This window comes from Vibrio sp. 970, assembly GCF_033339075.1.
Genome location: NZ_JAWOTW010000003.1, coordinates 421,110 through 435,206, shown reverse-complemented (window position 1 = coordinate 435,206; position 14,097 = coordinate 421,110). Strand labels below are relative to the sequence as shown.

Annotated in this window: 11 protein-coding genes; 7 read left to right on the top strand and 4 right to left on the bottom strand. The window is 44.1% G+C overall.

Going from position 1 to position 14,097, the window contains the following annotated elements; all coding sequences use genetic code 11:
* The first annotated feature begins 248 nt into the window (after positions 1-248).
* On the top strand, positions 249-602 hold the full coding sequence (locus R7Q11_RS06840; protein ID WP_017635751.1) for a DUF3024 domain-containing protein: 354 nt from the start codon (positions 249-251) through the stop codon (positions 600-602).
* Between the two features lie 33 nt (positions 603-635).
* Here the strand turns inward: R7Q11_RS06840 and R7Q11_RS06835 are convergent, their stop codons facing one another.
* Positions 636-1,445: a helix-turn-helix transcriptional regulator gene (locus tag R7Q11_RS06835; RefSeq protein WP_064354616.1), complete on the bottom strand. Its 810-nt coding sequence runs from the start codon at positions 1,443-1,445 to the stop codon at positions 636-638.
* Between the two features lie 71 nt (positions 1,446-1,516).
* Positions 1,517-3,520 carry an exoribonuclease II gene (gene rnb, locus R7Q11_RS06830; protein ID WP_225466320.1) on the bottom strand — a complete coding sequence of 668 codons (2,004 nt, stop codon included), beginning with the start codon at positions 3,518-3,520 and terminating at the stop codon, positions 1,517-1,519.
* 413 nt (positions 3,521-3,933) lie between these two features.
* On the opposite strand from rnb, the gene R7Q11_RS06825 reads away from it, so the two are divergent.
* Positions 3,934-5,865 (top strand): DEAD/DEAH box helicase, encoded by a 1,932-nt coding sequence (locus tag R7Q11_RS06825; RefSeq protein ID WP_005375680.1) that lies wholly within the window; start codon positions 3,934-3,936, stop codon positions 5,863-5,865.
* Positions 5,866-5,937: 72 nt separating this feature from the next.
* Here the strand turns inward: R7Q11_RS06825 and R7Q11_RS06820 are convergent, their stop codons facing one another.
* On the bottom strand, positions 5,938-7,476 hold the full coding sequence (locus R7Q11_RS06820; protein WP_031781023.1) for a putative bifunctional diguanylate cyclase/phosphodiesterase: 1,539 nt from the start codon (positions 7,474-7,476) through the stop codon (positions 5,938-5,940).
* 363 nt (positions 7,477-7,839) lie between these two features.
* Here R7Q11_RS06820 and R7Q11_RS06815 point away from each other — a divergent pair, with 363 nt between their 5' ends.
* Positions 7,840-9,033 (top strand): acetate/propionate family kinase, encoded by a 1,194-nt coding sequence (locus R7Q11_RS06815; RefSeq protein WP_053350660.1) that lies wholly within the window; start codon positions 7,840-7,842, stop codon positions 9,031-9,033.
* A 68-nt stretch (positions 9,034-9,101) separates the two neighbouring features.
* Here the strand turns inward: R7Q11_RS06815 and R7Q11_RS06810 are convergent, their stop codons facing one another.
* Positions 9,102-10,031 carry a LysR family transcriptional regulator gene (locus tag R7Q11_RS06810; RefSeq protein WP_062730945.1) on the bottom strand — a complete coding sequence of 310 codons (930 nt, stop codon included), beginning with the start codon at positions 10,029-10,031 and terminating at the stop codon, positions 9,102-9,104.
* A 128-nt stretch (positions 10,032-10,159) separates the two neighbouring features.
* Between R7Q11_RS06810 and R7Q11_RS06805 the strand changes: the two genes are divergently transcribed.
* From R7Q11_RS06805 to R7Q11_RS06790, 4 genes are all read left to right on the top strand, one after another.
* The gene (locus tag R7Q11_RS06805) at positions 10,160-11,074 is read left to right on the top strand and encodes an alpha/beta hydrolase (RefSeq protein ID WP_225466319.1); all 915 of its coding nucleotides are present in this window, start codon (positions 10,160-10,162) and stop codon (positions 11,072-11,074) included.
* Between the two features lie 72 nt (positions 11,075-11,146).
* Positions 11,147-12,085, top strand: coding sequence for an alpha/beta hydrolase (locus tag R7Q11_RS06800; RefSeq protein ID WP_225466318.1), 939 nt, complete (start codon positions 11,147-11,149; stop codon positions 12,083-12,085).
* Between the two features lie 205 nt (positions 12,086-12,290).
* Positions 12,291-12,593 (top strand): hypothetical protein, encoded by a 303-nt coding sequence (locus R7Q11_RS06795; RefSeq protein ID WP_005375707.1) that lies wholly within the window; start codon positions 12,291-12,293, stop codon positions 12,591-12,593.
* 400 nt (positions 12,594-12,993) lie between these two features.
* Positions 12,994-14,013, top strand: a complete 1,020-nt coding sequence (locus tag R7Q11_RS06790) for an alpha/beta hydrolase family protein (protein WP_062730946.1) — start codon at positions 12,994-12,996, stop codon at positions 14,011-14,013.
* Positions 14,014-14,097: the final 84 nt, after the last annotated feature.

Sequence of the window (14,097 nt, the reverse complement as noted above, 5' to 3'; positions counted from 1 at the left end):
GATAAAGCAGAGTTTATGATATTGCGTTCAGGTTACACTTTTGTGAACTGTTAGCGCTAAACAGGGGAATTGTTTCTAGTCAAGAGGTGATGGAGCTAGCGTTTCCAAGTGGATTGAGATGATAATCTGGGCAAATGATAATATAGCTATCTTATACTTGAGTTAGGTAGATAACTACCATCGGTGATGATGTAAAGGTTATATACTAGGATCGACAGCTCTAACTATCATCCATCGGGAGAACGTTGATGTCAGTGTCCCAAATGGCGACAAGTCGTTTATACAAATCAGTTCAATCGCTCTGCTCTGCGCGTAATGCTAACTTGCCTGTCGAACAGGGCAAGTGCCTCTATGAGCTAGTAGAAAATGGCGTTGAGCTTCATCGGGCGCATTTTCTCCTCGACTCCCAGCATAGCGAGTATACTTCTCCCGTCGCGAAGATCATGTTTGATGAGGACAACCAACTTTGGTATTTCTATGTTCCCACATATCACAACGAGCTGTTAAGGTGGGTGCCTTATAAGCCACTTCCATTTAGCCGAATGCTTGAGGACTTACTCAACGAATTGGAGCGTGATCCTCAAGCGTGTTTTTGGGAATAGGGTGAGCCCAACGGATGCGAATGCCGACATGATTTATACTTTAGGCTTAACGACTTGGTTTCTAAAGTCTTTGGGGGTCATGTTGTAAACGGATTTAAATGCTGTACTGAAATGCGCTGCACTTTTAAAACCAGACTCAAACGCTATTTCTGTTATTGATTTTTCTGACTTGCGCAGTTGGGTTGCTGCGAAGTTTATCCGTTTCACCTTTAATATCTGAGAAAACGAAAGATCATCTGCGGCGAGGCGACGTTTTAAGGTTGCGATGGACATGCTCATATGAGCCGCTAAGCCTTCTAGCGTGATGTCTTTTTCAATATTACCCTCAATGTACTTAATGGCTTTTTGAGAGTCGCTCAGGCTACTTGCGTCATCTATGATAGATAGGATGTTTGGCTCTACCTCAACCATCAACGACAGCAATGCCATTGCGATATGGCTTTGTGTGTAGTCTGGAGCGTTGCGACTCGCTAACTTAACCAACATGTCCTTCAATTGTGCTACTTCGCCACTGGATTGCGTTGAAAAAGGATAGAAGCGCCTTTCTTCCGTTTTGGAACGTAGCATCGGGTGCGCTTTCTTAAAGTCACAGAATATATTTGGATTGAAGACTAAAGCCAGTGCTTTAAAGCCTCCGTCACTAGAGACGGCTTCTGCACTGCTCAGATCTGCGGAGTTATAGAGTGTGAAATCTCCGGCTTTAAGTTCAAATTGCTCGCCATTAGGTTGATGAACTAATAGGGCACCTTCTTCAACAATATATAACCCATTATGTGTTGCAGTGTAACGCTCACTTTTGCGCGCAGTGAAGTGATTAAAGCGAATGATCTCAATGTTCGGCATACTCTTTCTTATCGTTTTACATAACAAATAAAAAAGGCGCTCAATAGAGCGCCTTTTAACTTCATTCGGTATTACTCACTTACAGTCTGTTCTGTTTGTGCTGCTGGTTGTTCAGCGAATACCTGGGTTGGCTTTGCAACTAAACTGCGGTTTTCTTGGTTTACGTCCGTAAGGACAATTTCCAATGTATCCCCAAGTTTGTATACGACCTCTTTATCGATAGAGATGGTACCGTTGTCGCCATTGCACTCAATTCTTTCTTTATTATCAAGAATTAGTGCACCAGGAATAAAGGCTGCTGCGCCATTTTCGAGAAGTCGGACACGTGCGCCTGCACGATTAATATCGAAAATCTCACCTGTGAAACAAGTTTTCTTACTCGGCTCATCAGCAAGCGTGCGTGCATATAGCCAATCTGAGACATTTCGCTCAGCGATTTTATGATGTTTACGATGTAGAGCTAGCTCTTCGCCTACTTGGTCATCTGGTTTTTGTACGGGTTCTTTACCAAGGATGACGGCCTTCAACATACGGTGGTTGATCATATCACCGTATTTACGAATTGGTGATGTCCAAGTTGCATAGATGTCTAAACCCATTGCGTAATGAGGCAGAGGCTGATTACCCACCTCACTGTATGCTTGGAACTTACGAATGCGGTTATCTAGATAAGACGTTTCTTGAGCTGCCAACCAGCGGCGCAACGCAGCAAAGCCTTCTAGCGTAGCAATAGACTCCGCTGTGAACTCCAACTGGCCTTCTGGATTGACAAGTTGAACCACTTCTTCAATCTTCTCGTTCTTGATACCTGCATGCGTATTGAAGACACCTGTTTCAAATTTATCGCGTAATGTACGACCTGCACAGATGTTTGCGGTAATCATGGATTCTTCAACAAGACGGTTTGCACTGCGGCGCATGTCTGCGTGGATAGCGATTACATCGTTATCTTCACTGAGCTCAAAACGGTAGTCAGGACGATCAGGGAAGACCACTGCGTTTTTCTCACGCCATTCAGCGCGAGCAAGAGAGAACTCATAAAGATCACGAACGATGGTCGCGATCTCTTCAGATGGCGTCCATGCTTCAGAGCTGCCGTTTTCTAACCAATCAGACACATGATCGTATGCTAGGCGTGCATGTGATTTGATGTTTGCCGCGAAGAATTTAATATCGTCGCCAATCACACCATCTTTACTTACCGTTACGGTACAGCAAATAGCAGGGCGGGTTTCACCTTCAATCAGAGAACATAGGTTGTCCGCTAAATCGCGAGGTAGCATCGGGATGTTGCGTCCTGGAAGATAGATAGTATAGCCACGCTCACGCGCTACTTTATCCATTTCATCTTCAGGTGTGATGTAAGCGGTTGGGTCCGCAATAGCGATGGTGAGTTCGAAATCGCCAGATACGGTTTTCTTCGCGTACAGCGCATCGTCCATATCTTTAGTCGATTCACCGTCGATAGTGACGAATGGAACATGAGTCATGTCTACGCGTTCTAGCTCCGCGTCGTCTTTCAGTTCCCAGTTATCGATGCCTGCTGGCTCAGAGTTTGGTAGATCGTTTTGAGCAAGCGTTACCCACCAAGGCGCAATTTTATCATTCGCGTCAGTGATTTTTTCAGAAATTTCTACGAAGAAAGAGTTATCGCCTTTTAGAGGGTGGCGAATAAGATGTGCGACAACCCAATCACCTTCGGCGAACTCGTCAGGTTTTAGACCTTTCTTTAGTTTCGCTTTAAGAGATAGCTTTTTAAGCTGTGGGTGATCAGGTGCTACGTTGAGCTTGCCTTTGAACATTTTTACTCGACCAATAAAGCGAGTCACGGCTTGTTCTAGCAGCTCTTGTGGCTCTGCAACTTCGCGTTCATTTTCGGTGCGGATAATGGCGATGACTTTGTCACCGTGCATGCACTTTTTCATGTACGCAGGCGGGATGAAGAAGCTCGTCTTACTGTCCACTTCCAAAAAGCCAAAGCCTTTATCTGCGGCTTTTATTGAGCCTTCTTTTTTAGGCAGGTTTTCTTGGATTTGCTGCTTAAGCTGAGCGAGTAGTGGGTTATCTTGAAACATCTTTTCTTAAATTACCTATGGAGTTGGGCACACTATAATCATTGCGAGCTATTATTACTACCTGTGGAGCGTAATTTCGCCGTGAATTTTGCCAATTTAACCACGAGAAATTGGCTTAAATATTGATGAAATTCTCATCTGTGAGTTACGCGAATCTACGGGGAATGGTAGGGTTGGTGGAAAAATATGCTAAAAATACCATTGTTGAGAATAAATTGTGATGTAATTCAATTTTTTCTGGATTTTTTTATGCTTTTAAGGAATAATCCGCCTCCCTTAGTCGTCCCTAATGGCTTATCGCGGTTGTGTACTGTGCTGTGTTCCCGTCTGAATGGAATCAGTATCTGGATGGATCAGTATCGAATTGGAAGAGCATATGGGACTGTTTTTTTGTTTAATTAAGTAGGATCCCAATGCAAGATTCTGTTATTCAATTCAGTGATTTATCTCTGAATGATTCTATCCTTTCTGCTCTAGACGGAATGGGTTTCGTGTCACCAACTCCAATTCAGGCTGCGGCAATCCCACACCTATTGGAAGGTGCTGACGCGCTGGGTAAAGCTCAAACAGGTACAGGTAAAACAGCAGCGTTCTCTCTGCCTCTTCTCAACAAACTCGATCTAAACCAACGCAAACCGCAAGCGATTGTACTTGCTCCGACTCGTGAGCTGGCAATTCAGGTTGCAGCGGAAATGAAAAACCTTGGTAAAAACATCAAAGGTTTGAAAGTTCTAGAGATTTACGGTGGCGCATCTATTGTCGACCAAATGCGTGCTCTTAAAAGTGGCGCTCATGTAGTTGTCGGTACTCCAGGCCGTGTTCAAGATCTTATCAATCGCGAACGTCTACACCTAGACGAAGTTAGTACTTTCGTTCTTGATGAAGCAGACGAAATGCTAAACATGGGTTTCGTAGATGACGTAACTGCGATCATGGAGCACGCTCCAGAGTCAGCACAACGCGTTCTGTTTTCTGCAACTATGCCTCCAATGCTGAAGAAGATCGTTGAACGTTTCCTTCGTGACCCTGTAACGGTTGACGTTGCTGGTAAAAACCACACTGTAGACAAAGTTCAACAACAGTTCTGGGTAGTGAAAGGTGTAGAGAAAGATGAAGCAATGTCTCGTCTTCTTGAAACTGAAGAAACTGACGCGTCAATCGTATTCGTACGTACTCGTCAAGATACTGAGCGTCTGGCTGACTGGCTATCTGCACGTGGCTTCAAAGCAGCTGCACTGCACGGTGACATTCCTCAGTCTCTACGTGAACGTACTGTTGATCACATCAAACAAGGTGTTATTGACATCCTAGTTGCAACTGATGTTGTAGCTCGTGGTCTTGACGTTCCACGTATTACGCACGTATTTAACTACGACATCCCATTTGATGTTGAGTCATACATCCACCGTATCGGTCGTACTGGCCGTGCTGGACGTAAAGGTAAAGCGATCCTTCTAGTTCGCACTAACCAAATTCGTATGCTTCGCACTATCGAGCGTGTAACTAAGTCATCTATGGAAGAAATCCAACTTCCTCTACGTGACCAAGTTGCTGAAGCTCGTCTAGCTAAGCTAGGCGCTGAGCTTGAAGCAGAGAAAGAGCACAAAGCACTAGACAAATTTGCTGAGCTGGTAGAGAAACTACAAACTTCTCTAGACATCGACCCAGCAACACTTGCTGCTATGCTTCTTAAGCGTCAGCAAGGCAAACGTCCTCTGTTCTACATTGGCGAAGACCCAATGGTTGAAGCAATTGAGCGTGACAAGCAACGTCGTAAAGAGCGCCGTGAAGGTGGTCGCGATGGCGGTCGTAACTTCAACAACCAAGACTGGGATACTTACCAGCTTCAAGTTGGTCGTGAGCAAGGCGTTCAAGTTAAAGACATCGTTGGTGCTCTAGCAAACGAACTAGGTCTAGGTAAAGGTTCTATCGGTGCGATCAAGCTAGCTCAAGGTCACACATTCGTACAGCTACCTAAAGCAATGACTTCAGACGCGGCGAACAAGCTAAGCAAACTACGTATCCGTCAACAAGATGTTGGTGCTGTAGTATGTGACTTCGATGATTTCCGCGAGTCTCGTGGTGGTCGCCGTGACGGTGGTCGTCGCGATGGTGGTCGTCGTGATGGCGGTGGTTACCGTGGCAACCGCGAAGGCGGCAATCGTGGTGGTGATCGTCGTGAAGGCGGTCGTCGCGAAGGTGGCTTCCGCGGTAACCGTGACGGCAACCGCGATGGCAATCGCGAAGGTGGCGAACGTCGTTTCGATCGCAACCGTGGTGGTGATCACCGTGGTGCACATCGTGGTGAACGTGGTCACGGTCGTGGCCGTCGTACAGACGCATAATCACGAGTGATTAAAGCGACGGTTTAAGTTGCTACACAAAGAATTGAAAGCCGAGCAAAGCGCTCGGCTTTTTTATGCGCGTCTAATACGGTTTTGCTTTTCATCGTGTTTGTTTACCCAACTTATTACTTCGTCTAAGGGCAGGGCAGGACAGAACAAGTAACCCTGAATGATGTCACATCCTCGACTTCTCAAAAAATGCAGTGTGTCCATGTCTTGAACGCCTTCTGCTACGACCGAATACCCTAATCCATGTGCTAGCGCAATCGTGTTCTCAACGATAGAGCGGGAGCCTTCTGTGCGGCTTGCTGTGGAGAGAAATGAGCGGTCGATTTTAATTTGATCAACCGGAAGATCTCTTAACAGTGACAAAGATGAATACCCAGTGCCAAAATCATCCAAGCTGATCTTTATACCTAATCCTTTAATTTGATGAATTAAGGGGTTGAGCTCAACGACCCTATCGATCGCCATCGTTTCAGTGATCTCTAAACTTATTAGGTCAGCGAATTGCGGGTTTACTTTGAGCAAAGTTTCTAAGCGATTAAACAGCAAGTTAGATGAGAGATCTTTCGCTGATAAGTTTACGTGGACAGGAAGCTTAATGCCTTTCTCTATAAATGTTTGCAGATCCCTTTCTACTTGGTTAAGAACCCACATGGTAATGTTGTGCACCTGATTGCTACGCTCTGCGATAGGAATGAAGTCGTTGGGTGAGATCGTTTTACCATTTTCGTCATGCCAACGAATCACTGCTTCAAAACCGACAGCTAAGTTAGTGTGTGCATCAATCAACGGTTGGTAATACAACTGAAACTCCTCTTTTTCAAGCGCACATTGAATACGAGAAGATATCTCAAGTTGGTACTTAGCCCCGACGTTCATATCCTCATTATAAAACGCAAAAAGATTGCCATTACGCTTGGCGTGATACATAGCGATATCTGCGTGCTTGATCAAAAGATCATTGGTTAGGGCGTCATATGGGTAGGTGCTTATACCAAAAACAACGCGGCAGGAAACTTGAAACTCATCTAAATGAAAGCGTTCAGACATTGCAGAATCTAGTTCTTCTATGAGTTTTTTACCCGTTTCCTCGCATGCAGAAGATGTCAGGATGACAAATTCATCACCACCAACGCGGAATATCTGGTCATTGCCTTTCAGTTTCCCCTGAAGGCGTTGACCAATTTGAATAAGTAACTGGTCTCCACAAAAGTGACCCATTGCATCGTTGACCTGTTTAAAATTAACCACGTCAAAAAGGATCACCGAGAATGGGTCTCTAGATTGTATTCTGCCTTCGATAGACTCAAAGCAGTATTTACGATTAGGGAGCCCAGTAAGAGCGTCATGGACAGCATTGCGCTTCTCTCTTTCAGCAACGGTATGAAGCTCTAATATCGAATCGTTGCTCCACTTAATCACCAGCACGACAAAGATACTGCCGCCAAAAAGTATAAGAGAAACCCCAGTTTCTAAGAGAGAAGCAATAGGTTTTTGCATGATGGCGTGCAAAAAAACGGCATAAGCAAAAATGAAACAGCTGATTAACAATAATAGGAAAGTCCACCCGGTTACGTCAGTTTTCGAGCAGATGTTTTTTGTCATCTGCCATCCCCAGCAGAGCAAAATCAAACCTAAGATCACTAATAGAAATGCAATAGTGGGCACATTATTACCCCGACTTATTGATTGGTTTGTTATTTTTGTTCACCCAATAAACAACGTAGCTTATATATCTGACTTTGTACAAATTGACCTATTCATAAATTATGTTTAACAAGTGATATTTTTTAGTCTTCAAATAAAATCAAAACTTGCTACAGATCAACAAAATTTGTTCAATCAAATCGCTTTTACTAAAAGATTGTTGAAAGATTAAAAAATTATTGAATAATAGAGGGGCAAACAAGAAGTACGCAGCGCACAAGCGCTATTACAACCTCTGCTCTACAACAGGATAACTATTTCATGTCTAATTCGTTTGTACTGGTGATCAACTCTGGTAGCTCTTCATTAAAATTTGCTGTTATTGATTCTGAAACCGGTGAAGCTTTGGTATCAGGTATTGGTGAGTGTTTTGGCCTACCTGAAGCTGAAATCAGTTGGAAATATCAGGGAGAAAAAACCGTTGAAGCAATTCCAGCTGGCGGTAACCATCATCAGTACGCTGTTGAGCGAGTGGTAAAACTACTCGAAACTCTAGGTTTGAGCTCAAAATTTGTCGCTGTAGGCCATCGCATTGTCGCAGGCGGTGAAACCTTTAAAGGAACTGTGAAAGTTGATGAAACAGTTATTCAAGAAGTAGAGCGCCTTGCTGAACTTGCACCACTTCATAACAAAGCGAACGCTGAAGGCATGAGAGCGGCAATGGCGGCGTTCCCTTCACTGCCTCAATTTGCTGTATTTGACACTGCTTTCCACCAAACAATGCCAGCCAAAGCCTTTATGTACGCACTTCCTTACGAGCTTTACGAAGAGCATAAAGTGCGTCGTTACGGTGCTCACGGTACAAGCCACTACTACGTAAGCCGTGAAGCAGCGAAAATGCTAGATAAGCCGGTTGAAGAAAGCAGCTTTATCACTGTGCACTTAGGTAACGGTGCATCAGTGAGTGCGGTTAAAAATGGCGAATGTGTTGATACAAGTATGGGTTTGACGCCGTTAGCTGGCCTAATGATGGGCACTCGCTGTGGTGACCTCGACCCAAGTGTTATCGAGTTCCTTTTCCGTAAAGGCTGGGAAAAAGACGAAGTGTTCGAGATGATGAACAAGAAGTCAGGTTTCTTAGGTGTATCTGGTGTGACAAGTGATGCTCGTGGCGTACTAGAAGCAATGGAAGCGGGGAATTCACGTGCGAAGTTGGCATTTGAGATCTTCACTTACCGCGTTGCGAAATACATTACATCCTACCTCGCGGCTCTGGATTCATTAGACGGCATCATCTTCACTGGTGGTATTGGTGAAAACTCACTACCAATTCGTCGTGAAATCTTGAAAAACCTAAAACTGTTAGGTTTTGTTGAAGATGAGAAAGGTAACGAAGATGCAAGATTTGGTAACGCAGGTGTTATTGCAGCATCTGAGTTGTTAGGTGCCAAAGCTCTTGTTATTCCTACTAACGAGGAATTTGTGATAGCTAAACAATCGGTTGAGCTATTGTAATATATAACGAAAACAGAAAGTTAAAAGCGAGCCTCGTGCTCGCTTTTTTATTTAAAGCAATTTGGTAATTACTCTTTGAGTTTCAGAGCTTCGCGCTTTTCGATTAAAAAATCCATCAAGACGCGGATTTTTTTCGGCATATGCTCTCGTGAAGGCATATATAAATAAAACCCTGGAAACTCTTTGCACCAAGGTGTCAGAACTCGGGTCAATCTTCCCTCATCTATGTGCTTTTCCACCCATAAATCAATATGCTTCACTAAACCCACACCCTGTATTGCAGCTTGTAACATACTATAGTCATCATTAAAAATAGCATTACCTTTAGGCTCGAAAACGAGGGTGCGCTTTGCAACATCTGGAGAGGTTAGCGACCAATGATCAATTGTTCCGCTAGAGGTAAAACGATAAGCAAGGCAATTGTGATCTTCTAAATCCTCAGGAGTTTGAGGTAGTCCATTTTGCCTAAAGTATTCAGGAGAGCTCACTATTGCCGTTGTTAACGGCGGAGTAATAGGGATCGCAACCATATGTTCATCTAAGCTTAATCCTAAGCGAATGCCAGCGTCAACGCCTTCTGCGACGATGTTAGAAAACCCATCATCCATGATTAGCTCTAGGCGTATTTTAGGATAACGAGAGAGGAACTCACCTAGATAGGGCTCAATAAGCAGCCGAGCAGCGGTTCTTGATACACTGATACGGATTAATCCCGAAGGCTCAAGATGAGAGTCGTTCAATTCGTTAACGACCTGCTCAATGTTCACCAATGAAGGTTGCAAAATATCAAGCAGACGTTGGCCTTCTTCCGTCAGCGACATACTTCTGGTGGTTCGATTAATTAACCGAACTTGTAGCTGTTGTTCTAACGCTTTTAGGTGTTGTGATAAGGCAGCACGGGTTACCCCCATTTCTAAGGCTGCTTTAGTGAAACTGCGATGGCGAGCAATATGTGCAAACCACGTCAGTGATGAAATTAAAGAAGGTTCTATTCTCATTTGTTAAGTATAACTAAACAGTCATGTAGATAAAACGATATTTATCCGAAACAGTGTGTTGACTAATATTACATCGAAGCTTAGGTCAGCCTGAGATGAACAGTTAACCTCTAATGGAGAATGTCGCTATGTCTAAAGTCACTTTCAAAAATCTCAATGGTCAAGGTATTGAGATTTCAGCGGTTATCAACTTCCCTACAGATTTTGATGCAAGTAAACAATATGCGGCGGTTGTTGTTTCACACCCAGGTGGTGGCGTAAAAGAGCAAACCGCAGGCCTATATGCGAGTAAACTTGCAAAAAGCGGCATAATTGCCATTGCGTTTGACCGTTCGTATCAAGGTGAAAGTACAGGTGAGCCTCGCCAAATGGAAAACCCTTACACGAGTACTGAAGACGTGAGCGCAGTCGTCGACTATCTGACAATGTTAGAGTACGTCGATAACGATAAAATTGGCGCAATGGGGATTTGTGCTGGTGCGGGCTATAGTGCAAATGCAGCGATCAATGATCGTCGAATCAAAGCTCTGGGTATGGTTAGTGCCGTAAACATTGGCCAAATGTTCCGTAATGGTTGGGATAATTCGGTTAACGATGCTGACGCTGTTGGTTACTTAGAATTTGGTTCGAATGCTCGCACAACCGACACGAATGGTACAGAATTCGCGACTATTCCTCTAGCTCCGATGCGTGAAGAAGATGCCTCAAATGCAGAGCTACGCGAAGCTTGGGAGTATTACCACACACCACGTTGTGAACATCCAAATGCGCCGGGTTTTGCTCTAACTCGTAACTTAAACCAGATCATTACTTACGATGCGTACCACAAAGCGGAAGCATTCCTAACTCAGCCAATTCTTGCTGTCGTTGGTAGTGACGCAGGCAGCAAATGGATGAGTGATGACCTGATAGAGCGTGCAGCGAGTTCAGATAAAACCTTGTATGCCATTGATGGTGCAAACCATATGTCGCTTTATGATGTTGCCGAATACGTCGATGACGCAGTATCCCAACTCGCATCTTTCTTCCAACGCACTCTTTAATATTCCCGATGAAAGGCTCAATTGCTTCGAGCCTTTCTGCTCTCAAGGCTTTTTACTCTTAAGGTATTGATTATGAATATGCAAAAAATCACTTTTAGAAATGCTGATATGGCTTGGGATATGTCTGCATTAATTTTATTCCCAAAAGGCTTCAATGAATCGAAACGCTACCCAACAATGATAAGTGTTCATCCTTTTGGTAGTTGTAAAGAACAAACATCCAGCGCTGTCTATGGTAAAGCCCTTACTGAGTTAGGTTACGTCGTGATCGCATTTGACGCGAGCTTCCAAGGAGAATCGGGGGGATTGCCTCGCTACGTAGAAGACCCAAGTCAACGTGTTGAAGATATCAGTCGCGTTATCGACTATGCAGTAACTTTACCATATGTCGATGAGAATAGAATTGGTGGACTCGGTATCTGCGGCGGTGGTGGTTACATGATCAATTCAGCCCTAACCGAAAAGCGCTTGAAAGCTGTCGTAGGTATTACGCCTGTTAACTTAGGCCGCTTGTTCCGTGAAGGCTTTAGTATGTACGACCCTATCGCCAATCTTGAAGCTATGGCTGCACAGAGAACAGCCGAAGCTCGCGGCTCAGAGCTGAAAATCGATGAACTTCTTCCTCCAAATATTGAATTTGCAAAAGAAAATGGATTAACAGAACGAGACGTGTTCGAAGCTACTGAATACTACAAAACATCACGTGGACAAACCGAAGGTGGTGCAACTCGTATGCTGTTTTCACATGCACAGAAAACACTGAGCTGGGATGCCTTTGCATTTGCCGAAACGTTATTGACTCAGCCTGTTATGGCCGTGGTAGGGCAAAAAGTCGGGGCGTTTGGTGCTTATCGTGATGGGCAGGAAATTTATGGCCGCTCTGTTCAATCAAAAGACCGACAGCTGGTTAATTTGGAAAATTGGTCTCACTATGAACTGTATGACCATCCAGAAGCAGTCGGCATTGCAATGGACAAGGTTTCTGCATTCCTTGAAACACACTTAAAATAATCTAATAAGTTAGAAGCGTTTTGTAGAGTTGCAAAGCGCTTATTTTTAACAGCGTAAGATGTAGTTCGAAGCGAGTAGGTCGGTAAATCTTCGTGCGAATAACCTCATCTACAGGCTATTGACTAAATACCACTGCCAAATACTGTTTAAGACAATGTACACTGAAACCTAATTAAAGGCGTTAGATAGGAATGAAGTTTAATTTATGCGCAAATCAGATAAGAAGGTCGAGAATCTAATTAGAGAAGTGTTGACCGAAGTTTGTGAAGATACGCTAAAAGGCTACGATGGCTTTCTTTGGGTGACTCATACCGTCAAATTCTCTTCTTTTCCACAAAGCTTAGAAATAGTCTGCGTCTTCGAAACGAAGCAAGATCGAGCTAACTTTTTTGAAGGAGAGGGCCGCCAGCATGTTTCCACAACTATTCAAAAGGCATTTAATAAGGTAGGAGTGCAACTAAAGAACGTCAGTAAGCAAATCAGTTACGATACAAAACAAAAGCATTAGCCGCGCAGCAATGGTCCGTAATAAAATGGTGCTTGGCTACCTTGCTATAAAAATGCAAAGGGCACTGGATGGGCAATGAAGCTTCGGCTCACTTAGATATACATCGGTGTAACTATGAGTTATGGAGTTATGGATTGTGAATACGGTTGGTTTTCTAATGTTGCCTTAAGAGGCAATGATTAGTCGTTTACAATGAGTAAAGTACGAACTTCTGCATGGTGGATATCCGCAGAAAATTATTGAAAAGAAAGGCTCTAGCTGGAGCGGTCTATCATTTTCTTTGGGTTACCTCGACTATGAATAGCTTAATTGCTGTGTTTCGCAAAATATATGGAGAATCTCCTGCGCGTTATTTTTCTAGATGCCGTGCAGAATAATGTGTTGACCGACTGAGGGAAAAATGAAAACCAAAATAATAATGTCGTTTCTACTCGCTACATTGTGTGTCAGTGCCAGCGCCAGTACGAATGAGCCGAAATACCATTCTGCGCTAACAATCAAAACGGGATTCAGTGAAGACAGAGATAAGCCAGTAGAAGTCTATTATTGGTATCCCACAACGAACGAAAAAAACAATTTCACGTTTGGTAGGGGGAACATTTTTAAATCAGTCGAAACGCAGTTAGATGCCCCTTTAGCAAGTGGAAAATTTCCCGTTGTGCTTTTGTCGCAGGGCGGAACACGGTCAGCGTTTTCCCACAGTGGTTGGATAGCCTCGAGCCTGGCGCAACAAGGTTATGTCGTTGTGGTACCAAAGCCTCCTGCACCGAACGAAATCAATGCAGAAATGGCTGTCGATGAAATCACATTCAGAACCAGTGATTTGGTGCTTGGGCTGAACGAATTAAGTTCGGTCGGGATACTGTCCGGAGGCGTAGATACTGATGCAGTGCAGGGGGTCGGCTTTTTTCTGGGCGGCACATCTATGCTGATGCTCTCCGGAGCGCAAATAAGCCCGGAGAAATATCGAACATCGTGTCACAACGCCACCAATGTAGACTGTCATTGGTTACGTGAAAATAACGTTGATATTACCAGCATCCCGGATCAAAAATTTCCCCGATTTCAGTCTGAAAACAAACTGAAATCGGTCGTCGTTATCAACCCTGAGCTAACGAAAACTTTTGTCCCTGAAACTCTGGCCTTGATGAACAATGCTATCACCGTGGTGGCGCTCTCTGATCGGCTATATCCCGCACTGACACCAGCCGAATCACTTGTTGCTCTTCCCAATGTAACATTTCAAGAGATCCCCAGTGCGAGTCAGTTTAGTGCGTTCGCAGAATGTACTGAGCGTGGCATTAAAATTCTCGCATCAGAAGGGGAGGAAGCACTTTGCCAGGAGCGTGACGAGGTTTCCAGAAAGGACAATCATCAGCACATTTTGGATGTAATTCTGGCCAGGTTAACAAAGTCATAAGAGTGCAACAATGAGGAGCTTTCTTACACATTGTGTGCTTGGACCAGCAAAGCGAGAAGTAAGTTTTTGCAGGCTTATCCTTTC

Excerpts from the sequence above, each read along its gene's own strand:
- R7Q11_RS06805 (WP_225466319.1), top strand. The coding sequence starts at position 10,160 with ATGTCTAAAGTCACTTTCAAAAATCTCAATGGTCAAGGTATTGAGATT.
- R7Q11_RS06795 (WP_005375707.1), top strand. The coding sequence starts at position 12,291 with ATGCGCAAATCAGATAAGAAGGTCGAGAATCTAATTAGAGAAGTGTTG.
- R7Q11_RS06840 (WP_017635751.1), top strand. The coding sequence starts at position 249 with ATGTCAGTGTCCCAAATGGCGACAAGTCGTTTATACAAATCAGTTCAA.
- R7Q11_RS06825 (WP_005375680.1), top strand. The coding sequence starts at position 3,934 with ATGCAAGATTCTGTTATTCAATTCAGTGATTTATCTCTGAATGATTCT.
- R7Q11_RS06815 (WP_053350660.1), top strand. The coding sequence starts at position 7,840 with ATGTCTAATTCGTTTGTACTGGTGATCAACTCTGGTAGCTCTTCATTA.
- R7Q11_RS06800 (WP_225466318.1), top strand. The coding sequence starts at position 11,147 with ATGAATATGCAAAAAATCACTTTTAGAAATGCTGATATGGCTTGGGAT.
- R7Q11_RS06790 (WP_062730946.1), top strand. The coding sequence starts at position 12,994 with ATGAAAACCAAAATAATAATGTCGTTTCTACTCGCTACATTGTGTGTC.
- rnb (WP_225466320.1), bottom strand. The coding sequence starts at position 3,520 with ATGTTTCAAGATAACCCACTACTCGCTCAGCTTAAGCAGCAAATCCAA.
- R7Q11_RS06810 (WP_062730945.1), bottom strand. The coding sequence starts at position 10,031 with ATGAGAATAGAACCTTCTTTAATTTCATCACTGACGTGGTTTGCACAT.
- R7Q11_RS06835 (WP_064354616.1), bottom strand. The coding sequence starts at position 1,445 with ATGCCGAACATTGAGATCATTCGCTTTAATCACTTCACTGCGCGCAAA.
- R7Q11_RS06820 (WP_031781023.1), bottom strand. The coding sequence starts at position 7,476 with ATGACAAAAAACATCTGCTCGAAAACTGACGTAACCGGGTGGACTTTC.